The organism is Xanthomonas sp. PPL134 (genome assembly GCF_040595915.1).
In the GTDB taxonomy this organism is placed as follows: domain Bacteria; phylum Pseudomonadota; class Gammaproteobacteria; order Xanthomonadales; family Xanthomonadaceae; genus Xanthomonas_A; species Xanthomonas_A indica.
The window spans coordinates 29,192-55,316 of record NZ_JAMDLL010000003.1; the positions used below are offsets into that span (position 1 = coordinate 29,192).

General features: G+C 69.2%; 23 protein-coding genes. 15 read left to right on the plus strand and 8 right to left on the minus strand.

All coding sequences use genetic code 11. From position 1 onward, the window contains the following. Positions 1 to 109: 109 nt before the first annotated feature. The 6 genes from M3U25_RS08085 to rph form a co-directional block, all read right to left on the minus strand. A complete protein-coding gene (locus M3U25_RS08085; RefSeq protein ID WP_160945310.1) occupies positions 110 to 451 on the minus strand; it encodes a PilZ domain-containing protein in 342 nt (113 codons plus the stop codon). Beyond that, positions 448 to 2,814, minus strand: coding sequence for a DUF1631 domain-containing protein (locus tag M3U25_RS08090; RefSeq protein ID WP_355503759.1), 2,367 nt, complete (start codon positions 2,812 to 2,814; stop codon positions 448 to 450). The genes M3U25_RS08085 and M3U25_RS08090 overlap by 4 nt, the downstream gene beginning before the upstream one ends. 105 nt (positions 2,815 to 2,919) lie before the next feature. Beyond that, positions 2,920 to 4,149: a radical SAM family heme chaperone HemW gene (hemW, locus tag M3U25_RS08095; protein WP_355503740.1), complete on the minus strand. Its 1,230-nt coding sequence runs from the start codon at positions 4,147 to 4,149 to the stop codon at positions 2,920 to 2,922. Positions 4,150 to 4,283: 134 nt separating this feature from the next. Next, positions 4,284 to 4,895, minus strand: a complete 612-nt coding sequence (gene rdgB / locus M3U25_RS08100) for an RdgB/HAM1 family non-canonical purine NTP pyrophosphatase (RefSeq protein ID WP_160945308.1) — start codon at positions 4,893 to 4,895, stop codon at positions 4,284 to 4,286. Beyond that, positions 4,892 to 5,281 carry a VOC family protein gene (locus M3U25_RS08105; RefSeq protein ID WP_355503738.1) on the minus strand — a complete coding sequence of 130 codons (390 nt, stop codon included), beginning with the start codon at positions 5,279 to 5,281 and terminating at the stop codon, positions 4,892 to 4,894. Before M3U25_RS08105 ends, rdgB begins: the two co-directional genes overlap by 4 nt. Further along, positions 5,278 to 6,003, minus strand: a complete 726-nt coding sequence (gene rph / locus M3U25_RS08110; RefSeq protein WP_010343098.1) for a ribonuclease PH — start codon at positions 6,001 to 6,003, stop codon at positions 5,278 to 5,280. The genes M3U25_RS08105 and rph overlap by 4 nt, the downstream gene beginning before the upstream one ends. 108 nt (positions 6,004 to 6,111) lie before the next feature. On the opposite strand from rph, the gene M3U25_RS08115 reads away from it, so the two are divergent. The 9 genes from M3U25_RS08115 (at position 6,112) to M3U25_RS08155 (ending at position 16,348) form a co-directional block, all read left to right on the plus strand. Continuing rightward, the gene (locus M3U25_RS08115) at positions 6,112 to 6,972 is read left to right on the plus strand and encodes a YicC/YloC family endoribonuclease (RefSeq protein WP_242080501.1); all 861 of its coding nucleotides are present in this window, start codon (positions 6,112 to 6,114) and stop codon (positions 6,970 to 6,972) included. 110 nt (positions 6,973 to 7,082) lie between these two features. Then, positions 7,083 to 7,709: a guanylate kinase gene (gene gmk / locus M3U25_RS08120; RefSeq protein WP_010343100.1), complete on the plus strand. Its 627-nt coding sequence runs from the start codon at positions 7,083 to 7,085 to the stop codon at positions 7,707 to 7,709. A gap of 112 nt (positions 7,710 to 7,821) precedes the next feature. Further along, positions 7,822 to 8,121, plus strand: a complete 300-nt coding sequence (gene rpoZ, locus M3U25_RS08125) for a DNA-directed RNA polymerase subunit omega (RefSeq protein ID WP_010343101.1) — start codon at positions 7,822 to 7,824, stop codon at positions 8,119 to 8,121. A 101-nt stretch (positions 8,122 to 8,222) separates the two neighbouring features. Beyond that, on the plus strand, positions 8,223 to 10,394 hold the full coding sequence (locus M3U25_RS08130) for a bifunctional (p)ppGpp synthetase/guanosine-3',5'-bis(diphosphate) 3'-pyrophosphohydrolase (protein ID WP_019797021.1): 2,172 nt from the start codon (positions 8,223 to 8,225) through the stop codon (positions 10,392 to 10,394). A 253-nt stretch (positions 10,395 to 10,647) separates the two neighbouring features. Beyond that, on the plus strand, positions 10,648 to 11,031 hold the full coding sequence (locus tag M3U25_RS08135; protein WP_010341827.1) for a RidA family protein: 384 nt from the start codon (positions 10,648 to 10,650) through the stop codon (positions 11,029 to 11,031). A 9-nt stretch (positions 11,032 to 11,040) separates the two neighbouring features. Next, positions 11,041 to 13,188 carry an ATP-dependent DNA helicase RecG gene (gene recG / locus M3U25_RS08140; RefSeq protein ID WP_355503733.1) on the plus strand — a complete coding sequence of 716 codons (2,148 nt, stop codon included), beginning with the start codon at positions 11,041 to 11,043 and terminating at the stop codon, positions 13,186 to 13,188. Positions 13,189 to 13,423: 235 nt separating this feature from the next. Further along, positions 13,424 to 14,362: a nucleoside hydrolase gene (locus tag M3U25_RS08145; RefSeq protein ID WP_355503731.1), complete on the plus strand. Its 939-nt coding sequence runs from the start codon at positions 13,424 to 13,426 to the stop codon at positions 14,360 to 14,362. Between the two features lie 163 nt (positions 14,363 to 14,525). Then, the gene (locus tag M3U25_RS08150; RefSeq protein WP_010341537.1) at positions 14,526 to 14,768 is read left to right on the plus strand and encodes a type B 50S ribosomal protein L31; all 243 of its coding nucleotides are present in this window, start codon (positions 14,526 to 14,528) and stop codon (positions 14,766 to 14,768) included. A 290-nt stretch (positions 14,769 to 15,058) separates the two neighbouring features. Beyond that, complete coding sequence (locus tag M3U25_RS08155) at positions 15,059 to 16,348, plus strand: citrate synthase (protein ID WP_026143410.1); 1,290 nt, start codon at positions 15,059 to 15,061, stop codon at positions 16,346 to 16,348. 170 nt (positions 16,349 to 16,518) lie between these two features. Here the strand turns inward: M3U25_RS08155 and M3U25_RS08160 are convergent, their stop codons facing one another. Further along, positions 16,519 to 17,163 carry a hypothetical protein gene (locus M3U25_RS08160; RefSeq protein ID WP_010341535.1) on the minus strand — a complete coding sequence of 215 codons (645 nt, stop codon included), beginning with the start codon at positions 17,161 to 17,163 and terminating at the stop codon, positions 16,519 to 16,521. Between the two features lie 152 nt (positions 17,164 to 17,315). Next, on the minus strand, positions 17,316 to 19,751 hold the full coding sequence (locus tag M3U25_RS08165; protein ID WP_355503727.1) for a penicillin-binding protein 1A: 2,436 nt from the start codon (positions 19,749 to 19,751) through the stop codon (positions 17,316 to 17,318). A gap of 218 nt (positions 19,752 to 19,969) precedes the next feature. Here M3U25_RS08165 and M3U25_RS08170 point away from each other — a divergent pair, with 218 nt between their 5' ends. The 6 genes from M3U25_RS08170 to M3U25_RS08195 all read left to right on the plus strand — a co-directional run bounded on the left by M3U25_RS08170 (position 19,970) and on the right by M3U25_RS08195 (position 26,123). After that, complete coding sequence (locus tag M3U25_RS08170; protein WP_343242790.1) at positions 19,970 to 21,028, plus strand: pilus assembly protein PilM; 1,059 nt, start codon at positions 19,970 to 19,972, stop codon at positions 21,026 to 21,028. Next, a complete protein-coding gene (locus M3U25_RS08175; protein ID WP_242160574.1) occupies positions 21,028 to 21,819 on the plus strand; it encodes a PilN domain-containing protein in 792 nt (263 codons plus the stop codon). The genes M3U25_RS08170 and M3U25_RS08175 overlap by 1 nt, the downstream gene beginning before the upstream one ends. Continuing rightward, positions 21,816 to 22,481 (plus strand): type 4a pilus biogenesis protein PilO, encoded by a 666-nt coding sequence (locus M3U25_RS08180; protein WP_242160575.1) that lies wholly within the window; start codon positions 21,816 to 21,818, stop codon positions 22,479 to 22,481. Before M3U25_RS08175 ends, M3U25_RS08180 begins: the two co-directional genes overlap by 4 nt. Then, entirely contained in the window at positions 22,478 to 23,017 is a 540-nt protein-coding gene (locus tag M3U25_RS08185; RefSeq protein ID WP_355503723.1) for a pilus assembly protein PilP, read from the plus strand. Before M3U25_RS08180 ends, M3U25_RS08185 begins: the two co-directional genes overlap by 4 nt. Before the next feature lie 20 nt (positions 23,018 to 23,037). Further along, positions 23,038 to 24,951 carry a type IV pilus secretin PilQ family protein gene (locus tag M3U25_RS08190; RefSeq protein WP_355503721.1) on the plus strand — a complete coding sequence of 638 codons (1,914 nt, stop codon included), beginning with the start codon at positions 23,038 to 23,040 and terminating at the stop codon, positions 24,949 to 24,951. 152 nt (positions 24,952 to 25,103) lie between these two features. Continuing rightward, positions 25,104 to 26,123: a MoxR family ATPase gene (locus tag M3U25_RS08195; RefSeq protein ID WP_242160578.1), complete on the plus strand. Its 1,020-nt coding sequence runs from the start codon at positions 25,104 to 25,106 to the stop codon at positions 26,121 to 26,123. Positions 26,124 to 26,125 lie beyond the last annotated feature (2 nt).

Consider the following 26,125-nt stretch of genomic DNA (forward strand, 5'->3'; position numbering starts at 1 on the left):
GAGCGCGCAACGGACTCGGATGGCTGTCGTAGGAGCGGCTTCAGCCGCGACCGAGGCGTTCCCGCGAATGCCGGTCGCGGCTAAAGCCGCTCCTGCGAGATCGGCGGCGTTAGCCGCCGGATGCGGCGTTGATCCACTGCCGCAACAGGTCGCGGTGCGCGGGAGAAATGGTCAGGAAGCGGAAGCCGGCCCAGGCCTGGCCCGGTGCGTGAGAAGGTTCGCTCCACAGCAGGTGCGCGCCGACGTCGATCTGCACCTCGCGGTCGGCGTGCGGCATCGCGAAGCGCAACTGGTACAGGGCGTCCTCGTGCAGCGGCGCCGAAGCCAGCAGCAGCATGCCGTGTTCGGACACGTTGCCGAGGCGGCCGACCACGGCGTCTTCCATCAGGTCCAGGACCGGCACCATCTCCGGGACCTGGCGGCGCGGCGAGCGGCGGGCGTCGGTGCTCATGCGCCCTCCATCGCGTCGTCGGCCGCGGGCGCGCCGGCCAGGGTGCGCAGCGCGCGCACCGCGGCCTGCCAGGCGCGGTCGATCAGGCGGGCGCGGTCTTCGCTGACGATGCGGGCCTGGCCCTGCGCCAACAGCCGCGCCAGCCCGTCCAGGGTGTGCTCGGCGGCCTTCTGGCCGCGCTGGTTGACGAACAGCGCGCGATCGGTGATCGGGCTGTACCAGGACAGGCGCTGCCGTTTCAGGTCGCCCTGCTGGTTGACGACGAACTCGAACCAGGTGCCGAACGGCAGTGTACGCAGCCGCGCATACGCGGCTTGTTCGGTCTCGGTGCGTGGCGGCAGCGACGGCCGTTCGTCGTCCTCGCCCTGGTCGCCCAGGCGGGTGCGCGCCTTCAGTCGCACGCTGAGTTCGGTGCGCGAGGTGGTGGCATCGGTGCCGCCGGGCGTGGACAGGCGGCGGGCGATCGCCTCGGCTTCCTGCTGGTGGTAGCCGACCTGCAGCAGCGCCTGGCACACGCGCTCGGCCAGGGCGGCATCGTAGGCGCCGTCGCTTTGGCAGGTGACCTCGGCGATGCGCTCGGCCAGGCCGATGCGCTCGCGCCAGGTCTCCGAGTCCTCGCCCTGGCGCAGCAGGGTCAGCACCAGCACGTCGGACCAGGCCTGCTGCAGCAGGGTCTGCACGAAGCCGGGCGGTTGCCGGGCAGTGCACAGCGCCTCCAGGGTGGCGGTCGCGGTCTGCTTGGCCAGCTCCAGCCGTTCCTTGCCGCGCGCGGCCTCGACGTGGCGGCGTTCGGCGATCTCGGCCTTGTGCGCCAGGCTGCGCTGCTGCGCCAGGATGTCCTGGTGGGCCTGTTCGAAGACGACCTCGTCGCCTTCGTACTCCTCGACCACGCGGTCCACCGCGTGGTTGAGCTTGAGCAGCAGCGTCGGATCGCTGTCGTCTTCGCCCAGCCAGGTCGCGCCAGATTCGGCGACGGCGTTGAGCAGTTCCCGCGCCGGGTGGCGGCTGTGCGCGAAGAACGCCGGATCCTGCAGCGCCGCACGCACCAGCGGCACCTGCAGGCGTTCCAGCAGCCCCGCAGCCGGTGCGTCGGGGCGTACCTCGCGCTCGATTTCGCCGTACAGCAGGCCGAGCAGATCGAAGGTGTCGGCCTGCTGCGGTGCCAGGGTCGCCTGTGCGCCATGGGTGGCGCGCAGCGCCTGCAGCAGGGCGGCGCGCACGTCGCGCAGGTGGCGGCGTCCGCGCAGCCCGCCCAGGGTGCTGTGGGCCGGCGGCTGCGCCTGCAGTTCGCCCAGGGCCTCCAGCAGGCTGGCGGTCGGCACCGGCGCCGCGCCGACGGCGCTCGCCGGCAGCGACGGGAGGGGGGCGGCACCGGTGGCCATGGCCGCGGGCGCCGCGGCAGCGGGCGCGGCATGCGCGCGTGCGGCCGCCAGCAGCTGGCGCAGGGTGGCCAGATCGGGACCGCCAGCGGCTGGCTCGCCGGCACCGGCCGCCGGCCCCGCTGGCGGCAGCGGCGGTGGGGCGGCGGGCCCGGGCGACACGCCCGCGGCAGGCGCGGTCTGGCCGGGAGCGCTGCCGCTCCCCCTGGGGCCGTTGGCGGCAGCGGCTGGCTCGGTGCCTGCGGGCATGCGCGCGACGCGGCGCGCGCCCGGCTCGACGTTGGTGCTGCGCGCCACGTAGGGCAGGTAGATCAGGCCCGGCAGCACCCCGGCCTGGGTGAGCATGACGTTGGCCCCTTCCACCATCTCGCCGTAGCGCGCCAGCGCCTGGCGTTCGAAGGCGCGGTACAGCGCCAATTGCGTGTCCAGGCCCAGGCCCAGCGCGTCGCCGGCATCGCGCAGCAGCCGGCACAGCGCGTGCGGCCCCAGCGGCAACTGCTCGATCTCGAAGGCCGGCCGCGCCGCCAGCACGCCGAAGCGCTGGCCGAGCAACTGCAGCGGGATGTTGCAGCGGGTGGCCTCGCGGCGGGCGATCTCGTGCAGCACGATGTCGCGGTCGATATCCACATCGGCGACCAGGGTCATCATCTGCGCGGTGGCGCCGGCCTTGGCCGCGCGCGGCGTGGCGGCCATCGCCAACGGGCTGCGGATGCCGGCCAATCCGGCTTCCAGGTGCGCCCGATAGAACGGCGCAACGCCCGCGCGCTGCGCGCGCAAGCGCTGCACTTCCTGGTAGATGTCCTGCTGCACCTGGCCGTTGCGGGCGCGCTGGGCCTGCTCGAACAGGGTCTGCTCCAGGTCGTCCAGGGTCGTTTGCAACGGCGCGTCCAGGGCCTGCCACAACTGGGCGTGCAAGGTCTGCAGGAGGTCGCGCACGCGCGCCGGCAGGGCGGCGCTGGCAAGCGTCGCCGGCGGGGCCGACATGGTCGCAGACACGGGCATCCTGTGATCGCCGTTGTACTTTTCTGCGCGGTATGTAGCACGATCCGCCGCCGCAACCAAGGCGGGCGACGTCGTCAGGACACCGTCCTAGGGCAGAAACAGCGCGACCACGTCGTTGGTGAAACGCCGCCCCAGCTCGGTCGGCACGGCGTGGCCGGCGTCCACCCGCAGCCAGTCGCGGGCCTGCGCGGTGGCCAGGGCCGGGGCGATCGCCTGCAGCGGCAGGCCGGTGCGGGCGTTGAAGTCGCGCAGCGCGAAGCCGTCGTTGAGGCGCAGCACGTTGAGCATGTACTCGAACGGGCGCCGCTCCGGCGCGATCCATTCGTCGCCGCCGATCGCTGCCGGCGTCCCGGCCGTGTCCAGGAACGCCTGCGGATGCTTGTGCTTCCAGCGCCGCAGGATGCTCTGCTCGGCGCCGGAGCTGATCTTGCCGTGGGCGCCGGCGCCGATGCCGAGATAGTCGCCGAAGGTCCAGTAGTTGAGGTTGTGCGCGCAGCGGTAGCCGGCGCGGGCGTAGGCGCTGACCTCGTACTGCGCGTAGCCGGCCTCGGCCAGCAGCGCCTGGCAGCGTTCCTGCATGTCCCAGGCGTCGTCGTCCTCGGGAATGCCCTGCGGCGGTCGCGCGGCGAACAGCGTATTCGGTTCCAGGGTGAGCTGGTAGTGGCTCACGTGGGTCGGCTGCAGCGCCAGCGCTTGCGCGATGTCGCGCTCGGCCTCGGCCAGGGTCTGCTGCGGCAGCGCGTACATCAGGTCCAGGTTGAGATTGGCGTAGCCGGCGTCCTGCGCCAGCTTCACCGCGCGCTCGGCCTCGGCACCGTCGTGGATGCGGCCCAGCCGCTGCAGCGCCGCATCGTCGAAGCTCTGGATGCCGAAGCTGAGGCGATTCACCCCGGCCGCCAGGTAACGGTCGAAGCGGCCGTGCTCGGCGGTGCCGGGATTGGTCTCCAGGGTGATCTCCAGGCCCGGGGCAAAGCGCAGCCGGGCGCTGGCGGCCTGCAGGAAACGGTCGATCGCCTCGGGCGGGAACAGGCTGGGCGTGCCGCCGCCGAAGAACACGCTGTTGACCACGCGGCCCCAGACCAGCGGTAGGTCCTGGTCCAGGTCGCGGATCAGCGCCTCCACATAGGCGTCGAACGGCAGCGCGCCCTTGGCCGCGTGCGAGTTGAAGTCGCAGTACGGGCATTTGCGCACGCACCACGGCAGGTGCACGTACAGCGACAGCGGCGGCGGCACCAGCGGCGGGCTGCCGGCGTGCGCGGATGTGTCCGGGCAGGCGGTGCCGGGCGGATGCTGGCAATGGTCGTGGGCGTGCGACATGGCGGGCGAGGGCGGGGAAGCGGAGAGGCGGGCGGCGCGTGTGCTGGGTGGTGGTCAGGGCCTGACGGCGTGGCGCGACACGGGCCGCGCGGGCCATGGCGCCGGCCCTGGTCGGATGCCCGCGCGCGGCGCGTTCATCCGGTCGGTTGCGCCGCCAGCAGGTCGGCCAAGCGCTGCTTGAGCTGCTGCAGGGCGAGGGCGCGATGGCTGATGCGGTTCTTCAGCGCCAGCGGCATCTCGGCCGCGGTCTGGCCGTGGTCCGGGTCCAGGAATACCGGGTCGTAGCCATGTCCGCCGGTGCCGGCACGGGCTCGCGCGATGCGGCCGCGCCAGCGGCCCTCCACCAGCAGCGGCTGAGGATCCTCGGCATGCCGCAGCAGCACCAGCACGCAGTAGAAGTGCGCACCGCGCTGCGCGTCCGGGACATCGTGGAGTGCGTCCAGCAGCTTGTCGATGTTGGCCTGCGCATTGCCGTGTTCGCCGGCATAGCGCGCCGAATACAGGCCGGGAGCGCCGTGCAGCGCGTCGACGCAGATGCCGGAGTCGTCGGCCAGTGCCGGCAGGCCGGTGACGCGGGCGGCGTGGCGCGCCTTGAGCAGCGCGTTCTCGACGAAGGTCAGGCCGGTCTCGTCGGCATCGCTGACGCCGAGCGTGGATTGCGCGATCAGGTCGACGCCGACGTCGTCGAGCAGGGCATGCAGTTCTTCGAGCTTGCCGGCGTTGCTGCTGGCGAGGACCAGTTTCATGCGGTGGGCTCCAGCAGATCCCAGGAGTTGCCGTAGAGATCGCGGAACACCGCGACCGTGGCGTAGGGTTCGTGACGCGGGGCTTCCAGAAATTCCACGCCGGCGGCGAGCATCGCCGCATGGTCGCGCTGGAAGTCGTCGGTGTGCAGGAAGAAGCCGACCCGGCCGCCGGTCTGGTCGCCGATGCGGCTGCGCTGCGCGTCGTCGCTGGCGCGCGCCAGCAGCAGCGCCGCACCGCGCGCATCGCCAGGCCCGACCACGACCCAGCGCTTGTGGCCCTGGTCCACGTCTTCCAGCAACTGGAAGCCCAGCTTGCCGGTGTACCAGGCGATGGCCTCGTCGTAGTCGGCCACCACCAGGGTGACCAGGGCCAGGCGCCGGTTCATTGCGCCAGGGCCGCGCGCTGCGCCGCCAGCAGCTCGCCGATGCCGCGCTCGGCCAGGCCGAGCAGCGCGTCCAGTTCGTCGCGACGGAAGGCGTGGCCCTCGGCGGTGCCCTGCAGCTCGATGAAGCCGCCGCCGTCGTTCATCACCACGTTCATGTCGGTATCGCAGTCGCTGTCCTCGGCATAGTCCAGGTCCAGCACCGGCACGCCGCGGTAGACGCCGACCGAGACCGCCGCGACCGCGCCCAGCACCACCGGCTTCTTCAGGTCGCCGCGCTTCTGCAGCCAGTTCACTGCATCCACCAGAGCCACGTAGGCACCGGTGATGGCGGCGGTGCGGGTGCCGCCGTCGGCCTGCAGCACGTCGCAGTCCAGAGTGATGGTGCGCTCGCCCAGCGCGGTGCGGTCGACGCAGGCGCGCAGCGCGCGGCCGATCAGACGCTGGATCTCCAGCGTGCGTCCGCCCTGCTTGCCGCGCGCGGCCTCGCGATCGGAACGCGAATGGGTGGCGCGCGGCAGCATGCCGTATTCGGCGGTGACCCAGCCTTCGCCCTTGCCGCGCAGGAAGCCCGGCACGCGGTTCTCGACGCTGGCGTTGCACAGCACGCGGGTGTCGCCGAAGCTGACCAGGACCGAGCCTTCGGCATGGCGGGTGAAGGCGCGTTCGATGCGGACCGGGCGCAACTGATCGGCCGTGCGGCCGCTGGGACGGGAGAAGGACATGCAGGGGTTCCGGGAAGGGCGGGGCCATGCGCGGCATGTGACCGCGTTCGGCAAGGCAGGAAAGGGCGCTAGGTTAACATCCGCCCCTTGTCCGCATTGGAACACCGCATGATCCGCAGCATGACCGCCTACGCCGGCGCCGAGCGCATCACTCCCTGGGGCACGCTGGGGTGCGAGCTGCGCTCGGTCAACCACCGTTTCCTGGAGGTGGGCGTGCGCCTGCCGGAGGAGCTGCGCGCGCTGGAGCCGCAACTGCGTGAACGCGTGGCCGCGCGGATCAGCCGCGGCAAGCTCGACCTGATGCTGCGCCTGCGCGCGCCGGACGCGGCGCAGACCCTGGCGGTGAACGAGGCCCTGGTCGAGCAGCTGGGCGTGCTGGCGCAGCGGCTGGGCGCGCGTTTTGCGCAGATGCAGGTGCAGTTCGTCGACCTGCTGCAGTTGCCCGGCGTGTTGCAGGGGCAGAGCGTCGATCCGGCGGCGCTGCAGGCGCAGGCGCTGGAACTGCTGGACGAGGTGCTGGCCGAGTTCGTCGCCGCGCGCGAGCGCGAAGGCGGCAAGCTGGCCGCGGCTATCGTCGAGCGGGTCGATGCGGTGGAACGCATCGCCGGCGAGGTGCGCACGCTGATCCCGGCCATCCGCGACGGCCAGCGCGCCAAGCTGGCGGCGCGCCTGGCCGACCTGCCGCATCCGGTCGACCCCGGCCGCGCCGAGCAGGAACTGGTGCTGTGGCTGCAGAAGCTCGACGTGGACGAGGAACTGGACCGGCTCGGCAGCCACATCAAGGAACTGCGCCGGGTGCTGCGCCAGCCGGAACCGGCGGGCCGGCGCCTGGACTTCCTGCTGCAGGAGTTCAACCGCGAGGCCAACACCCTCGGCTCGAAGTCGGTGGACAGCCGCACCTCCAACGCCGCGGTGGAACTGAAGGTGCTGATCGACCAGATCCGCGAGCAGGTGCAGAACCTGGAGTAGCCGAGAATGGGCGATCGGGAATGGGGAATCGTCAAAGCGGGTACGATTCACCCCCAGCCCGGCTCGGTGCTGTTCCCATTCCCCATTCCCGACTCCCCATTCCCAAGAAAATGCGCGGCACTCTCTACATCGTGGCGGCCCCCTCCGGCGCCGGCAAGAGCAGCATCGTCAACGCCACCCTGGCGCGCGATCCGCAGATCGCGCTGTCGATCTCGTTCACCTCGCGTGCGCCGCGCCCGGGCGAACGCCATGCCGAGCACTATCATTTCGTCTCCGCCGACGAATTCCAGCGCATGATCGATGCCGGCGACTTCTTCGAGTACGCCCGCGTGCACGGCGACTGGAAGGGCACCGCGCGGCAGTCGGTGGAGCCGCAGCTGGCTGCCGGTCACGACGTGCTGCTGGAGATCGACTGGCAGGGCGCCCGCCAGGTGCGGGCCAAGGTGCCGGACGCGGTCAGCGTGTTCATCCTGCCGCCCTCGCGCGAGGCGCTGGAGCAGCGCATGCGCAAGCGCGGCCAGGACAGCGAGGCGGTGATCGCGCAGCGGCTGGCCGCCGCGCGCGAGGAGATGTCGCACTACGCCGACTTCGACTACGTGATCGTCAATGAGCACTTCGACACCGCCGTGGACGAGATGTGCGCGATCTTCGTCGCCAGCCGCCTGCGCCGCCTGCCGCAGCAGCAGCGCCATGCCGGGTTGATCGCCACCCTCCTGCAGGAACAGCCAACTGGCTGATTCCAAAGGGAACGCAATGGGGTGGGGTTGATCTTGGGCGGCGTCCGCCCTACAATTCCCGCCCTTTCCCTCATTCGAACGCGTGGCCGTTGCCGGCCCGCCGGGAGCCCGCATGGCCCGCATCACCGTAGAAGATTGCCTGGAAGTCGTTAACAACCGTTTCGAACTGGTCATGATGGCGTCCAAGCGCGCCCGCCAGCTCGCCAACGGCGTGCAGGCCACCCTCGACAACACCGAATCGGCCGACAAGCCGACCGTGCTGGCGCTGCGCGAGATCGCCGCGCGCAAGATCGACAATGCGCTGATCGACGAGGTCGAGAAGGCCGAGCGCGAGCGCGCCGAGCGCGAAGCCCTGGAATGGGCCGCGGCCGAGGTGGTGGCCGACGAGGACATGTCCAAGAACGACGACTGATCGCGTCCCCGCGTCGCGATCGTCCTGCGAACAGCCCGCATCCGCGGGCTGTTTCGTTTTGCGGGTTTGCCGTCCACGCGCCGCTGGCATAGTCTTTCCGCATGAACCCAGGCCCTTCTGCCCAGGTCGCCAGTGCCGCGCCGCCGTCGGCCGACGAGGCGGTCCCCGACTACGTCCTGCAGCTCGAACGCAGCGCCAGCTATCTGCCCGCCGAGCAGATCCCGCTGCTGCGCCGTGCGTGGGAGGTCGGCGCGGCCGCGCACGCGGGGCAGACCCGCAAGTCCGGCGAGCCCTACATCACCCATCCGGTGGCGGTGGCCGGGGTGCTGGCCGAACTCGGCCTGGACGTGGAGGCGCTGATCGCGGCGATCCTGCACGACACCATCGAGGACACCCCGCTGACCCGCGCCGAACTGGCCGCCGAGTTTGGCGAGGCGGTGGCGGAACTGGTCGACGGCGTCACCAAGCTGGACAAGCTCAAGTTCCGCGACCGCCAGGAAGCGGCCGCCGAGAGCTTCCGCAAGATGCTGCTGGCGATGTCGCGCGACCTGCGCGTGATCATGATCAAGCTCGCCGACCGCCTGCACAACATGCGCACGCTGGGCGCGCAGAGCGCCGAGGCGCGCAGCCGCATCGCCCGCGAGACCCTGGAGATCTACGCGCCGATCGCCCAGCGCCTGGGCATGAGCCTGATGAAGTCCGAGCTGCAGAATCTCGGCTTCCGCGCGCTGCATCCGTGGCGCCACGCGATCATCGAAAAACACATCCGCAGCCAGCCGGTGGTGCGCCGCGAGTCGATGGCGCAGGTGGAGGTGCAATTGTCGCAGCGCCTGGCCAAGGAAGGGCTGGAACACCGGTTGGTCAGCCGGATCAAGACCCCGTGGAGCATCTACAACAAGATGCGCGACGAGAACAAATCGTTCGACCAGGTAATGGACGTGTTCGGCTTCCGCCTGGTGGTGCGGGGCGTGCCGGACTGCTACCACGCGCTCGGCGCGGTGCACGCGACCTTCAAGCCGCTGGATGCGCGCTTCCGCGACTTCATCGCCATTCCCAAGGCCAACGGTTACCAGTCGCTGCACACGGTGCTGTTCGGGCCCTACGGCTCGCCGATCGAAGTGCAGATCCGTACCGAGGAGATGGACCTGATCGCCGAGCGCGGCGTCGCCGCGCACTGGACCTACAAGTTCGGCGGCGATTCGCCCAACAGCGCGCAGAGCCGCGCGCACGCGTGGATCGTCGAACTGATCGAATCGCAGCGCGCCGCCGGCTCGTCGCTGGAGTTCCTGGACAACGTCAAGGTCGACCTGTTCCCGGACGAGGTCTACCTGTTCACGCCCAAGGGCAAGATCCTGGCGTTGCCGCGCAACTCCACCGCGCTGGACTTCGCCTATGCGGTGCACACCGACGTCGGCAATCGCGCGGTGGCCTCGCGCGTGGACAAGAAGCTGGTGCCGCTGCGCACCAAGCTGGTCAGCGGACAGACGGTGGAAGTGATCACCGCGCGCTCGGCCACGCCCAAGCCGCAGTGGCTGGAGTTCGTGGTCAGCAGCAAGGCGCGCACCGCGATCCGTCACCAGCTCAAGCAGCTCGAGCACGAGGACGCGGTGCAGCTCGGCCACCGCATGCTCGACCGCGCGCTGGAGGCGATGGACAGTTCGCTGGAACGGCTGCCCAAGGGGCGCCTGGACTCCTTCCTCAGCGAGCACCGCTACCCGCGTCTCGAAGCCCTGCTGGCCGACGTGGCGCTGGGCAACTGGATGCCCAACCAGGCGGCGCAGGCGCTGATGGCGTATGCCGAACTGCGCGGCGGCGGCCACTCCAAGCATTCGCAGGAAAAGATCCTGATCAACGGCACCGAGCGCGGCGTGGTCAGCTTCGCCAACTGCTGCCAGCCGATTCCCGGCGACGAGATCATGGGGTATCACACCGCCGGCAAGGGCATCGTGGTGCATCGGCTGGACTGTCCGAACCTGGCCGAACTGCGCAAATCGCCGGAGCGCTGGGTGCCGATCGGCTGGGATACCAGCGTCATCGGCGACTACGACACCGCGCTGGTGGTGGACGTGGAGAACCGCACCGGCGTGCTGGCGCAACTGGCCGCGGCGATCGCGCAGAGCCAGTCCAACATCGAGCGCGTCGACTACCTGGACCGCGACTTCAACGCCGCGGTGCTGCGCTTCAACATCCAGGTGCGCGACCGCAACCACCTGGCCGAGGTGATGCGCCGGCTGCGGCGCTTGAATGCGGTGCAGAGCGTGCGGCGCCAGTAGGTGGTGCCGGGATTGGGGAGTTGGGATTGGGGATTCGACGCGGGCCTGGCCCTGGCGTCGTAGGAGCGGCTTCAGCCGCGACGCCTTACCGATGAAGTGTCGCGGCTGAAGCCGCTCCTACGAAAATCTCCTGAAAGCGGGCACTGCGGCGTGTCCCGCCCTCACGCTGCTCCCCAATCCCCAATCCCCAATCCCCAATCCCCAGCCGCGCGCGCCAGCTAAACTAGGCGGACATTCTTCCAACGGAGTCGCCATGTCCCGCCAGATCATCCATACCGACCGTGCACCGGCTGCGATCGGTCCGTATTCGCAGGCCGTGCGCGCCGGCAACACCGTGTACTTCTCCGGGCAGATCCCGCTGGATCCGGCCACCGGCGAGATCGTCGCCGGCGACATCGCCGCGCAGGCGCGCCGCGCCTTCGACAACCTGCAGGCGGTGGCCGAGGCGGCCGGCGGCTCGCTGGATCGCATCGTGCGCCTGGGGCTGTATCTCACCGACCTGGCGCAGTTCGCGCAGGTCAACGCGGTGATGCAGGACTACTTCCAGGCGCCGTTCCCCGCGCGTTCCACCATCGAAGTCTCGGCCCTGCCCAAGGGCGCGGGCTTCGAAGTGGACGCGGTGATGGTGCTGGACTGATCCCCCGCCGTGCCGCGCGTGCAGGTTCCGGCGCCGGCGCTGTCGGCGGCAGGCGAGGTGCCGCTGACCACGCTGCCCGGCGTCGGACCCAAGCTGGCGGAGAAATTCGCCGCGCGCGGCCTGTCCACGCTGCAGGACCTGTGGCTGCACCTGCCGCTGCGCTATGAGGATCGCACCCGCCTGACCACGGTGGCGGCGCTGCAACCCGGCGTGCCCGCGCAGATCGAGGGGCGGGTGCAGGCGGTGGACCGTGGCTTCCGCTACCGGCCGATGCTGCGCGTGGCGGTGGCCGACGACTCGCGCGGCACCCTGGTGCTGCGCTTCTTCCAGTTCCGTGCGGCGCAGGCGGCGCAGTTCGCGGTCGGTGCGCGCTTGCGCGCCTTCGGCACGCCCAAGCCGGGCCAGCACGGGCTGGAGTTCGTGCATCCCAGCTATCAGATCCTCGGCGAGGACGACGACGCGGCGTTGGGTGATCGCCTGGATCCGGTGTACCCGGCGGTGGAGGGCGTCGGCCCGGCGACCGTACGCCGGCTGATCGGGCAGGCGCTGGACCGGCTGCCCGAGGAGGCAGCGCTGGAGCTCCTGCCGGCGTCGTTGCTGGCCGAACTCGGGCTGCCGTCGCTGCGCAGCGCGCTGCTGGTCGCGCATCGGCCGCCGCCGCAGGCCGACCTGGGCGCGCTCGCCGCCGGCCTGCATCCGGCGCAGCAGCGCCTGGCACTGGAGGAGTTGCTCGCGCATCACCTGAGCCTGCGGCGCCAGCGCATCGCCCTGCAGTGCCAGCCGGCGCCGTCGCTACGCGGTCGCGGGCTGCTGGCCAAGCGCCTGCAGCAGTCGCTGCCGTTCCAACTGACTGGCGCGCAGCAGCGCGTGTTCGCGCAGATCCGCGCCGACCTGGAGCGGCCTGCGCCGATGCTGCGGCTGGTGCAGGGCGACGTCGGCAGCGGCAAGACCGTGGTCGCCGCGCTGGCGGCGATGCTGGCGGTGGACAAGCGCAAGCAGGCGGCGCTGGCGGCGCCCACCGAACTGCTCGCCGAACAGCATCTGGCCAACCTGCGCGGCTGGCTGGAGCCGCTGGGCGTGCGCGTGGCCTGGCTGGCCGGCAAGGTCACCGGCAAGGCGCGCAGCGCGACCCTGGCGCAGATCGCCTCCGGCGAGGCGCAGGTGGTGGTCGGCACGCATGCGCTGATGCAGGAGGCGGTGCGCTTCCACGACCTGGCCCTGGCCATCGTCGACGAGCAGCACCGCTTCGGCGTGCATCAGCGCCTGGCGTTGCGCGACAAGGGTGCCTCGGGCGCGGGCGTGCCGCACCAACTGGTGATGACCGCCACGCCGATCCCGCGCACCCTGGCGATGGCCGCGTATGCCGACCTGGATGTTTCCTCGATCGACGAACTGCCGCCGGGGCGCACCCCGGTGCAGACCATCGTGCTCAACGCCGAGCGCCGTCCCGAGCTGGTGCAGCGCATCCGCGTGGCCTGTGCCGAAGGCCGCCAGGCCTACTGGGTCTGCACGCTGATCGAAGAGGCCGAGGACAGCGAGAAGTCCGCGCAGGCCGGCGCCGGCAACCGGCTCGAGGCCAGCGCCGCGCAGGCCACCTTCGAGGCGCTGTCGGCACAGTTGCCGGAGCTGCGCGTGGGCCTGGTGCACGGGCGCATGAAGCCGGCGGAGAAGCAGGTGGCGATGCGTGCGTTCAAGCAGGGCGAGATCGACCTGCTGGTCGCCACCACCGTCATCGAGGTCGGCGTGGATGTGCCCAATGCCTCGCTGATGATCATCGAGAACGCCGAACGCCTTGGCCTGGCGCAGTTGCACCAGTTGCGCGGCCGGGTCGGGCGCGGCGCTGCCGCGTCGAGCTGCGTGCTGATGTACCAGGCGCCGCTGTCGGCGATGGCGCGGCAGCGCCTGGAAACCATGCGCCAGACCAACGACGGCTTCGTCATCGCCGAGAAGGACCTGGAGCTGCGTGGTCCCGGCGAATTGCTGGGCACCCGCCAGACCGGCCTGGCCGCGTTCCGCGTGGCCGACCTGGCCCGCGACGCCGGCCTGCTGCCGCGCGTGCACGCGCTGGCCGATCGGTTGCTGGAGGAGGCGCCGGTCCTGGCCGACCGCATCGTCGCGCGCTGGGTCGGTGGGGCGGTGCGGTTCGCCGGGGCGTGAGGGGCGGGGATTCGGCATTGGGGATGACCAGCCATTCGGCTGTTGAAAGCGGGGATTCGCAAAAGCGGCATCGCCACGTCTTCGTTCGCAGGTCGCGGCTGAAGCCGTTCCTGCGACGGAGAGTCGTGCCGCCGCTTCTCGCGAATCCCCAATCCCGGCTCCCCAATCCCGGCTCCTTCCCATGCCCGCGCCGCGGTGCCAGACTCGGCGGCCGAATGGACGAGCGAAGCGACGCATGAGCGACAAGATTCCCCTGTTGATCGATACCGACCCCGGCGTGGACGATGCGCTGGCGCTGCTGATGGCGTTCGCCGATCCGCGCCACGAGGTGGTCGGGCTGACCATCGCCGCCGGCAACGTCGGCCTGCGCCACACCGTGCGCAATGCGCTGAAGCTGTGCGAAGTGGCCGGGCGCGAGGATGTGCCGGTGTTCGCCGGCTGCGCCGATCCGCTGCTGCATCCCTCGGTGGACGCCGGGCACGTGCATGGCCAGGACGGCTTTGGCGACGTCGACCTGCCGCCGGCCGCGCGTGGCGCCGAGGCCGAGCACGCCGCGCTGGCGATCCTGCGCCTGTCGCACCACTACGCCGGGCGCCTGCTGCTGGTCGCGCTGGGGCCGCTGACCAACATCGCGCTGGCGCTGAAGCTGGACCCGACCCTGCCGCAGCGCGTCGGCCGTTTCCTGGTGATGGGCGGGGCGATCACCTGCCACGGCAACATCACCCCGGCCGCCGAGTTCAACATCGCCTTCGATCCGGAGGCGGCGCACATCGTGTTCAAGTCGTTCCCGCACATCGAGGTCGCCGACTGGGAGGCGACCGTGGCGCACGGGCTGCCGCACCGCGAGGTCGAGCAGTGGCTGGCGGTGGATGCGCCGAAGGCGCGCTTCTACGAGCTGATCTCGCGCAAGACCCGGCTGTGGTCGGAAGACGCGCGCGGCGAACACTGGTATGCCGCCGACGCACTGGCGATGGCCTGGGCGCTGCAGCCCGACGGTGCCCAGGAGGTGCAGGCGCGCCCGATGCAGATCGAGCTGTCCGGGGTGCATACCCGCGGCGCCACCCTGGTCGATTGGAACCGCCAGCTGGGCCTGCCGGACAACGCGACCATGCTGATCCGCTACGACCACGCCCGCTTCCTGGACCTGGCGCGGGCCGCAGTCGGTGCCGGCTGAGCCTGCCGATCCCGCCCGCATCCGGGCGGGATCGCCCGTGGCGTCCCGGGCGGGGCGCCCATGGGCGCTGCCACCGCATCTGCCGCGACGTAAACGTTGCGTGGAGGGCAGCAGGGCTGTTATAGTTTCCCTCTTGTCCAGCAGCCACCTACGGTGCGAGCCCATGAAGGCCGACATCCATCCCCAGTACCGCGACGTCGTGTTCCACGATGTCACCTCCGATTTCAAGATCCTGACCCGTTCGACCATGTCCTCGAAAGAGACGGTCAAGTGGGAGGACGGCGAAGAGTATCCGCTGATCAAGGTCGAAATTTCCTCGGCTTCGCACCCGTTCTACACGGGCAAGCACAAGGTCATCGACACCAGCGGCCGCATCGACAAGTTCCAGAAGCGCTACGCGCGCTGATCGGAACCGTCGAACGGATGTAAAGCGACGGCCGCTTGCGCGGCCGTTTTGCTATCCGCTGCATGGTCCCTTCCCGGCATGGGCGCGCCGGTGTCATCCTTCCGTGAAAATGCGGCGAGGATGCAACGCTGTGTCGCTTTCCTGCCGCCATCGTGCCGCAGGAGGGGTGAGCGACGACGCAAATGCTGCTGTGCGATAATGGCGCGATCCGTGGCGATTGCCGTGGACTTCCTTCACGCGTCTGTTCGCAACGTAATCGGACAGGCGCCTTCCATCGAGGAGCGCACACTGTGTCCGATCTTGATCAGGTCACGTTGAACGCCGGCGACAAGTCGGTCGTTCTTCCGGTACTCAAGCCCACCCTGGGCAATGATTGCGTCGACATTTCCAAGTTGACCAAGGAGACCGGTCTCTTCACCTACGACTCGGGCTTCACCGCGACCGCCAGCTGCAAGTCGGCGATCACCTACATCGACGGCGACAACGGCGTGCTGCTGTACCGTGGCTACCCGATCGAGCAGCTGGCCGAGAAGTCCAACTTCCTCGAAGTGGCCTACCTGCTGATGAACGGCGAGCTGCCCACCGCCGACGAATTCAAGAAGTTCGACCACGAAGTGACGCATCACACGATGATGCACGAGTCGCTGAAGAACTTCCTCGGCGGCTTCCGTCACGACGCGCACCCGATGGCGATGATGGCCGGTACCGTGGCCTCGCTGTCGGCGTTCTACCACGACACCCTCGACCTCAACGATCCGGAGCAGCGCCGCCTGGCCGCGATCCGCCTGATCGCCAAGGTGCCGACCATCGCCGCCGCCGCCTACCGCTACTCGATCGGCTGGCCGATCCGCTATCCGCGCAACAACCTCGGCTATGTCGAGCGCTTCCTGCACATGATGTTCGAGGTGCCGAGCGAGCAACTGCAGATGAACCCGGTCGTGGCCAAGGCCCTGGACCTGCTGTTCATCCTGCACGCCGACCACGAGCAGAACGCCTCGACCTCGACCGTGCGCCTGGTCGGTTCCACTGGCGCCAACCCGTACGCTTCGGTCGCCGCGGGCATCACCGCGCTGTGGGGTCCGGCGCACGGCGGCGCCAACGAAGCCGTGCTGAAGATGCTGGAAGAGATCGGCACCGCTGACAACGTCGAGAGCGCCGTGGCCAAGGCCAAGGACAAGAACTCGAGCTTCCGCCTGATGGGCTTCGGCCACCGCGTGTACAAGAACTTCGACCCGCGCGCGAAGATCATCCGCGAGATGACCCACAAGGTGCTGGGCGAGCTGGGCGTCAACGACCCGCTGCTGGAAGTGGCCCTGAAGCTGGAAGAGGCCGCGCTGAAGGACGACTACTTCGTGCAGCGCAAGCTGTACCCGAACGTCGACTTCTACTCGGGCATCATCTACAAGGCGCTGAACATTCCGGTGGAGATGTTCACCGTGATGTTCGCCATCGCCCGCACCGCCGGCTGGGTCTCGCACTGGCTGGAGCAGCAGGTCGACCCGGAAATGAAGATCGGCCGTCCGCGCCAGATCTACACCGGCTACGACAAGCGCGACTACACCAGCGCCGACAAGCGCTGATCGATCGCCCTCAAGGCTGTCCGGAACGCCCCGCTTTGCGGGGCGTTTTTCGTTGTGGCGGCGATGAAGCGGGGAGAAGGGCAGGCAGGTGTCACGTCGCACCGCGGCCGGTGCGTTGGCGTTGGCGCGTGCCTGGCGCGCCGCCCGCCACGGCCGCGGCGCTGCCGGGCTCAGCCGTATTGGTAGTCGGCGATGTCCTGCTCGGTCAGCAGCTGCCGCAGTTGCGGCATCGAGGCGCGCCGCATCGGCTTTTCGTCCACCTGCGACAACGGCGCCTGGCGCAGCGCGTCGTAGGGCAGCACGGTCAGGTCGAAGGTCAGTTCCTCGGCGGTGAACAGCCACACCGGGAAGTCCTCGCTGCGCTCGCGGTCCAGGCGCAGGCGACGGCTGCGCAACTCGGCCGGGATGCGGTGCTCTTCGAGGAAGCGCGCCACCGCCTCGGCATCGTCGCTGTGCAGGTGCAGTTGCACCGGGCTGTTGGCGTCGGCGGTGCCGTCGTGCACCGGGCCAGCCAGACGCGGCGCGAACGCGTGCAGGAAGTCCATCGCGCGCAGCGCGGCCTCGCGCCGTCGCCGCAGCTCACCGGCATGGTCCGGACCGGCGAACAGCCGCTGGTATTCGCGCAGTGCGTCCTCGATCTCGCTGTTGCGCGGCAGCGAGGCATCGTCGTGGATGCCGAGCCGGTCGGCGGCCTTGAGCTTGGCCTGGTGGAAGTCGCGGATGCCGCCCTCGGCCATCAGGCGGGCGGCTTCGTGCGCCAGCCGGCGCCGGCGTTCGTGCGTGCGGGTCCTGGCATGTTGCCGAGCGTGGTGCATGGAGCGCCTCCCCTCAAAGCCTGCCCCGACTGTACCGCAGCCTTGCGAAATTCGGGTGTAGCCGGCTGCGCTGCCTGCTGCGGCGTCCGTCGGGCGAGGCGCGCCCGGCGGCATCTGCCCCGGCCAGCGCCGGGGCTAGGAGAGTGGCGCGATCAGAAGATGTCGAATGCCGCGTCGTCGGTCTTCTGGTCCTGCAGGCTTTCGTCGAACTGCTGCTGGATGCGGTCCATGTCCTCGGTCTTGACCCACTCGGTGGCGCCGTTGAGGGTGACCTGGACCATGCCGGCCGGCGGGTCGTTGCGGGCGATCGGCTGGTCCTTCAGCGCCACCCGCATGTAGTCGATCCAGATCGGCAGCGCCGCCTTGCCGCCGTACTCGCGGTAGCCGAGCGAGCGGTAGTCGTCGCGGCCGACCCACACCGTGGTCACGTACGGGCCGCCGAAGCCGGAGAACCAGGCGTCGCGATGGTCGTTGGTGGAGCCGGTCTTGCCGCCGACGTCCTCGCGGCCGAGCACCTTGGCCGGCGTGCCGGTGCCGCGCTGGACCACGTCGCGCATCATCGACACCAATTGATAGGCGGTGCGCTCGTCGATGGCGCGTGGTGCGACCTTGGCCTCCGGGTCGGTGGCCGGGGTCTTTTCGTCCGCGGCCGGCGTGGCGGCGGTCGCGGCCGGCTTGGCCGCCGGCGGCGGCGTGGCCGCGCCGAAGTTGAAGCCGTCCACCACCTGGCTGACCGGCGCGGCATTGCCGCCGACGCTGCCGCAACTGCGGCACGCGGTCAGCGGATGCTCCTGGAACAGCACCTTGCCGTCGCGGTCGGTGACCTTGTCGATGATCCAGGTGTTGACCAGCGAGCCGCCGTTGGCGAACACGGTATAGCCACGTGCCACCGACAGCGGGGTCAGCGAGGCGGTGCCCAGCGACATCGACAGGTTCGGCGGCAGCTCGGCTTCCTGGAAGCCGAACTGGCTGATGTACTTGCGTGCGAAGTCCACGCCGATGGCGTCCAGCAGGCGCACCGAGACCAGGTTGCGCGACTGCACCAGCGCCTCCCGCAGACGCATCGGGCCGCGGAAGCCGCCGCCGTCGTTCTGCGGCGACCAGGTCTTGCCGCGGCGGTCGCGGAACACCACCGGCGCGTCGAGCACGATCGAGGCCGGATTGAAGCCTTTCTCGAACGAGGCCGCGTACAGGAACGGCTTGAAGCTGGAGCCGGGCTGGCGGCGCGCCTGGGTGGCGCGGTTGAACTTGTTGCCGGCATAGCTGAAGCCGCCGACCATGGCGCGCAGCGCGCCGTTGTTGGCGTCCAGCGAGACCAGGGCGGCCTGGCCGCGCGGGATCTGGGTGATCTCCCATTCGCCCGGCTTGTCGCCGGCCTGGATGCGCACCAGGTCGCCGCGCTTGAGCAGGGTGGCCGGGCTGCGCCCGGTCCAGCGGCTGGCGGCCACCGGCAGCACCAGCTCGGTCCTGTTGGCGAGCACCACGGTGGCGCTGCCGTCGCTGCCGGTGCTGGCGACGATGCTCGGCAGCATCCCGCCCTGCACGTAGACGCCGCTCAGGTGGCTGGCCAGCGCCGCCGCATCGGCATTGGCGGGCACGTCGAAATGCTTCTCCACCCCGTGCCAGCCGTGGCGGCGATCGTAGACGACCAGGCCCTCGCGTACCGCATGGTTGGCGGCGGTCTGCAGAGTCGAGTCGATGCTGGTATAGACGTGGTAGCCCTTGTCCAGCACGTCGCCGCCGAAGCGCGCGATCATCTCCTGGCGCACCAGTTCGGCCACGTACGGCGCCTCGACCTCGACCGGGCGCTCATGCGGCGCGGCGTGCATCGGCACCGCCTTGGCCGCCTCGGCCTCGGCCGGGGTGATGAAGCCCAGCGCGGCCATGCGGCTGAGCACGTAGTTGTCGCGGCGCTGCTTGGCGCGCTCGGGATTGCTGATCGGGTTGCCGCTGGAGGGGAACTTGGGGATGCCGGCCAGCGAGGCCATCTCGTCCAGGCTCAGCTCGTTGAGTTTCTTGCCGTAGTAGTACTCGGCGGCGGCGGCGATGCCGTAGGCGCGGTTGCCGAAGAAACTCTTGTTGAGATACAGCTCGAAGATCTCGTCCTTGCTCAGCTCGGCCTCGATCTTGCGCGCCAGCAGGATCTCCGCCAGCTTGCGGGTGTAGCTGTACTCCGAGCTCAGGAAGAACTGGCGGGCCACCTGCTGGGTGATGGTGGAGCCGCCCGGCACGCGCTTGTCGTTGGTGGTGGCCAGCAGCCACACCGCGCGGGCGATGCCCTTGTAGTCGACGCCGCCGTGCTCGTAGAAACGGGCGTCCTCGGTGGCCAGGAAGGCCTGCTTCAGCCGCTCCGGCACGTCCTTCATGGTGATGGGGTAGCGCCGGGTCTCGCCGAACAGCGCCATCAGCTTGCCGTCGCTGGAGTAGACGTACATGGGCTCCTGCAGTTCGACCTTGCGCAGGGTCTGCACGTCCGGGAGCTTGGAGGAAACGACATAGTACAGCCCGCCTGCCACGGCGGCGCCGACCAGGCCAAGGAGGACGAACGTGACCAGCGCCCAGCGCAGCCAACGACGAAAACGGGGCATCGCGAGAGATTCCGATTGCAGATTTCTTGGGCGCAGAGTATAGAGTACGCCGGGGAACGGCTGGGGCCGGTTCCGGGGATGCGACGGGTTTGCTGCCGCAGGTCATGCCGTGACACGGATCGCGGTATGCAACCGGGCGGTTGCCAATTGCAAAAAATTTGTTATTAATGCGCTGGCGCAACATTGGCGTCCAAGTGCCCGCCGGCAGGGGAAAATCCGTGGGGCTTATCCCAAAGAGTCAGCAACCGCTGATCGGCATCGATATCAGTTCGACCGCGGTCAAGCTGCTGCAGCTTTCGCGTAACGGCAACCGGTTCCGCGTCGAGCATTACGCCGTGGAACCCTTGCCGCCCAATGCCGTGGTCGAAAAGAACATCGTCGAGGTCGAGGCGGTGGGCGAGGCGATCCGCCGCGCCGTCACCCGTTCCGGCACCCGCGCCAAGCATGCCGCGGCCGCCGTGGCCGGTTCGGCGGTGATCACCAAGGTGATCCCGATGCCGGCCGACCTGGACGAGAGCGAACTGGAAGCCCAGGTCGAGCTGGAGGCGGTGAACTACATCCCTTACCCGATCGACGAAGTGAACCTGGATTTCGAGGTGCTGGGCGTCATCCCCAACAACCCCGAGATGGTGCAGGTGCTGCTGGCCGCCTCGCGCTCGGAGAACGTGGAACTGCGCCAGTCGGCCCTGGAACTGGGCGGCCTGGTGGCCAAGGTGATGGACGTGGAGGCCTTCGCGGTCGAGAACGCCTTCGCGCTGGTGGCCAGCGAGCTGCCGGTGGCCGCCGACGGCATCGTCGCCCTGGTCGACATCGGTGCCACCATGACCACCCTCAACGTCCTGCGCGGCGGGCGCAGCCTGTACAGCCGCGAGCAGGTGTTCGGCGGCAAGCAGCTGACCGACGAAGTGATGCGCCGCTACGGCCTGACCTACGAGGAAGCCGGCATGGCCAAGCGCCAGGGCGGGCTGCCGGAGAGCTACGAGGTCGAGGTGCTGGAACCGTTCAAGGAAGCCACGGTGCAGCAGATCAGCCGCCTGCTGCAGTTCTTCTACGCCGGCAGCGAATTCAACCGGGTCGACCACATCGTCCTGGCCGGCGGTTGCGCCGCCCTGGCCGGGCTGCCGGAGATGGTGGAGGAGCAACTGGGCGTGGCCACGGTGGTCGCCAACCCATTGGCGCAGATGACCTTGGGCCCGAAGGTCCAGGCGCATGCGCTGGCCCAGGATGCGCCGGCGCTGATGATCGCCACCGGCCTGGCGCTGAGGAGCTTCGACTGATGGCGAAGATCAATCTGCTGCCCTGGCGGGCGGAACGGCGCAAGCAGCGCGAACGCGAGTTCTATTCGATGCTTGGCCTGGCCGCATTCGCCGGGGTGCTGCTGGCGGGCCTGATCTGGTTCTACTACGACCTGCAGATCAGCGGCCAGAACGAACGCAACGCCTATCTGCAGACCGAGATCGAGAAGGTCCAGGCGCAGAACAAGGAAATCGACACCCTCGACGAGAAGAAGCGCCGGCTGCTGGCGCGCAAGCAGGTCATCGAGGAACTGCAGGCCAAGCGCTCGCAGATGGTGCATCTGTTCGACTCGCTGGTGCGGACCATTCCCGATGGCGTGGTGCTGACTTCGGTGAAGCAGGAAGGCGACATGCTGACCCTGGAAGGCCGCTCGCAGTCCAACGCGCGGGTCAGTACCTACATGCGCAACCTCGAAGGCTCTGGCTGGATGACCAATCCGGAACTGACCGTGATCGAGGCCAAGGCCCAGGAGAAGGACGCCAAGGGGCCGATCGTCGACACCAAGGCGCTGCCGTACGTGTTCACGCTGCGGGTCAAGCTGCCGGTGCCGGGTGAGAGCACCGACCCGGCGGCCGACGCGACCGTGCCGGCCGGCTCCGCCGCGCCCGCGACCCCAGGCGCCGCGCCCGCGGGTGGCGCGCCTGGCACGCCGCCCGCGCAGACGCCGGGTGCGCCGGCGCCTGCACCTGCCGCGGGCAGTTCCGCCGCACCGGCACCGGCCGCCGCGCCGACGCCCGCCGCCACGCCAGCGCAACAGGGACCGGCGTCATGAGCAAGAAATTCAACATCAAAGAGCTGGATTTCAACAACATCGGCAACTGGCCGCAGCAGGCCAAGATCGTGTTCTGCGTGCTGGTGACGCTGTTCATCCTGGCCATGTCGTGGTTCCTGCTGATCAGCAGCAAGAGCGACGAGCTGGAAGGGCTGGAACAGAAGGAAACCGAGCTGCGCGCCACCTTCGAGAAGGAACAGAGCCGCGCGGTGAACCTGCAGCCGCTCAAGCAGCAGTTGGTGCAGATGGAGCAGGTGCTGCAGCAGATGCTGCGGCAGCTGCCGAGCAAGACCGAGATGCCCGACCTGATCATCGACATCTCGCAGACCGCGCTGTCCAGCGGCCTGACCAACGAGTTGTTCCAGCCGGGTCCGGAATCGCCGAAGGAGTTCTACGCGGAGAAGCCGATCGCCCTGCGCATGGTCGGCAGCTACCACCAGTTCGGTGCCTTCGTCAGCGGCGTGGCGTCGCTGCCGCGGGTGGTGATCCTGACCATGCACGACATCAACCTGAAGCCGCGCGACAAGAGCAACGGCATCACCGCGCGCGGCGAACTGGAACTGTCCGGGACGGTCAAGACCTATCGCTACCTGGACGACAAGGAAATGGAAGAACAGGAGCAGGCCGCGAAGAAGGCGGGCAAGCAAGGCGGTGGCGCATGAGCCGGCAGCAGCGGATTGTCAGGATGCTCGCCGCGGGCGCGCTGGCGCTCGTGCTCGGCGCGTGCGGCCGCAGCATCACCAGCACGCCTGGCGATGCGCCGAACCTGGAGAACTGGGTGAAGGAAGTGCGCGCGCGGCCGGCGCAGCCGCTGGAGCCGCTGCCGGTGATGCAGCAGTTCGAAACCTTCGAGTATGCGGCGCAGGGCCTGCGCGATCCGTTCAGCGATGCCTGGGCCAGCCCCGACGGCAGCAGCGGCCTGCGCCCGGACCCGAACCGCCGCAAGGAGCCGCTGGAGCAGTTCCCGCTGGACAGCCTCAACATGGTCGGCACGCTGGGGAGTGGCGCGGGCCAGGTCGCGTTGGTGATGGCGCCGGACAAGGTGACCTACCGCGTGCGTCCCGGCGTGTACATGGGGCAGAGCGATGGCCGCGTGACCGGGGTGCACGAGGATCGCATCGATTTGATTGAACTGGTGCCGGATGGCGCCGGCGGCTGGTTGGAACGTCCCGCCTCCGTCGCGCTGGACGATCAATGATTGATTATGGGGATAGCACGATGACTTTTTCCAAAGCCCTGAGCCTGCGCCCCATCCGGCGCCACGCGACGATGCGGCTATGCGCGTTGGGGCTGGCGGCGATGCTCGGGAACGCGTTCGTCGCCAGCGCGGCACCGGCCACTGCGCCTGCGGCCACGCCTGCTGCAGCGGCGGCGACGCCGGCCAAGCTCACGGTGTCGAAGGTCGACTTCAAGCGCGGCGACGGCGGTGCGGGGCGGCTGATCCTGTCCTTCAACGGCGCCGGCGCCAGCCCGGACCTGCGCACGCAGGGCAACAACGTGGTGGTCGACGTCGGCAATGCCATGCTGCCGCCGGAGCTGCAGCGGCCGCTCAACGTCACCGACTTCGCCACCCCGGTGCAGCGCATCGATGCCAAGCCCTATGCGGGCGGCGCGCAGCTGACGCTGAGCACCAACGGCCCGTTCGAGTCGCTGGCCTACCAGTCGGGCAACGAGTACGTGGTCGAGATCACCCCGCGCGCCGCTGCGCCGGCCGTCGGCGCGGTCACCGCGGCCACGGTCAGCCAGGCCGCCGCGCAGGTGGCCGAGCGCGGCTACAGCGGCAAGCCGGTGACCTTCAACTTCCAGGACGTGCCGGTGCGCACGGTGCTGCAGCTGATCGCCGAGGAATCCAATCTCAATATCGTCGCGTCCGACACCGTGCAGGGCAGCGTCACCCTGCGCCTGGTCAACGTGCCGTGGGACCAGGCGCTGGACATCGTGCTGCGCGCCAAGGGCCTGGACAAGCGCCGCGACGGCAAGGTGATCTGGGTCGCGCCGCAGCAGGAACTGGCCAAGTTCGAACAGGACAAGGAAGACGCGCGCATCGCGATCGAGAACCGCGAGGACCTGATCACCGACTACGTGCAGATCAACTATCACAGCGCCACGGCGATCTTCAAGGCGCTGACCGAGGCCAAGGGCATCGGTGGTGGCGGCGGTGGTGGCGGTGGAAATGGCGGCAGCAACGGCAACAGCCAGAACGACAACGGCTTCCTGTCGCCGCGCGGGCGCATCGTCGCCGACGAGCGCACCAACACGCTGATGATCAGCGACATCCCGAAGAAGGTCGCGCAGATGCGCGAGCTGATCAACGTGATCGACCGCCCGGTCGACCAGGTGCTGATCGAGGGACGCATCGTCATCGCCACCGATACCTTCGCCCGCGACCTGGGCGCGCGCTTCGGCATCGCCGGCCGCCGGCAGTACGGCGGCAATACCGGCGTGGTCAGTGGCAACCTGGCCAACAACACGTCGATCATCAACAACAACGTGCACAACATCCCCGGTGGCCTGAACTTCAATATGCCCGCCGGTACCTTCACCACCGGCACGCCGGGCGCCATCGCCTACACCTTGCTGGGCGCCAACTTCTCGCTGGACATGGAGTTGTCGGCGCTGCAGGAAGAGGGACGTGGCGAAGTGATCTCCAACCCGCGCATCGTGACCTCCAACCAGCGCGAGGCGGTGATCAAGCAGGGTAAGGAAATCGGCTACGTCACCATCACCGGTGGTACCGGCGGCACTGCCGCCACGCCGAACGTGCAGTTCAAGGAAGTGCTGCTGGAACTGAAGGTGACCCCGACCATCACCGACGACAACCGCATCTTCTTGAACATGAACGTCAAGAAGGACGAGGTGGAACGCTACGTCACCCTGCAGAACTACGGCACGGTGCCGGAAATCAATCGCCGCGAAATCAACACCGCGGTGCTGGTCGACGACGGGCAGACCGTGGTGATCGGCGGCGTGTACGAGTTCACCGATCGCAGCAGCGTCTCCAAGGTACCGTTCCTGGGCGACGTGCCTTTCCTGGGCAATCTGTTCAAGCAGCGTGGCCGCAGCAAGAGCAAGGCCGAACTGCTGATCTTCGTGACCCCGAAGGTGATGCGCGTGGCCAAGCGCGCCGGCTGACCGGTGCGGACTGGCGGGATCCTCCGACGGGAGAGGCGCAGGCCTCTCCCGTCGTCGTTTACGCCGCATGGATGAGGAAATCCTGAATTCACAGCACGCGGCGGCGGCCGCGCGCGGAACCATTTTCACCGGTGATCGGTCAGACTGCGCAAATGAACACGTCCTCCTCGCCCCTTGATTCCCCGCCGGCCGCGCCCGAGCAGCAGCGCCTGCACGCCGCGTTCGTCGCCCTGCGCGACGGCCTGTCCCAGACCATCGTCGGCCAATCGGCGCTGGTGGAACGCTTGCTGATCGCGCTGCTCGCCGACGGCCATCTATTGGTCGAAGGCGCGCCCGGTCTGGCCAAGACCACGGCGATTCGCGCCCTGGCCTCGCGCCTGGAAGCGGACTTCGCCCGCGTGCAGTTCACGCCGGACCTGCTCCCGGCCGACCTCACCGGTACCGAGGTGTGGCGTCCGCAGGAAAGCCGCTTCGAGTTCCTGCCCGGGCCGATCTTCCATCCGATCCTGCTTGCCGACGAGATCAACCGAGCGCCAGCCAAAGTGCAATCGGCGCTGCTCGAAGCGATGGGTGAGCGCCAGGTCACCGTCGGCCGGCATACCTATGCGCTGCCGAAGCTGTTCCTGGTCATGGCGACGCAGAACCCGATCGAGCAGGAAGGGACCTTCCCGTTGCCGGAGGCGCAGTTGGACCGCTTCCTGATGCATGTGCGGATCGGTTATCCGGAAGCAGCGGCGGAAGCGGAGATCCTGCGCTTGGCGCGCGAGCGCGCGCGCGAGACGCTGGAGGCGGGGGAGGCGCCGCCGTCGCGCATGCCGCTGGAAGATGTGTTCGCCGCACGCCGTGCGGTGCTGGCGCTGCACATGGCGCCGCCGCTGGAGCGTTATCTGATCGAACTGGTGCTGGCCTCGCGCGACGCCAGCGGTTACGACGCCGCGTTGGCGCGGCGCATCGCCTGGGGCGCGAGTCCGCGCGGCTCGATCGCGCTGGAGCGTTGCGCGCGCGCCCGGGCCTGGCTGGCCGGACGCGATTTCGTCACGCCCGACGATGTGCGCGCGGTCGCTGCCGACGTGCTGCGCCACCGCGTGTTGCCCAGCTACGAAGCCACCGCCGAAGGCTGGGACGGCGATCGCCTGGTCGCCGCGCTGCTGGACAAGGTGCCGCCGCCGTGACC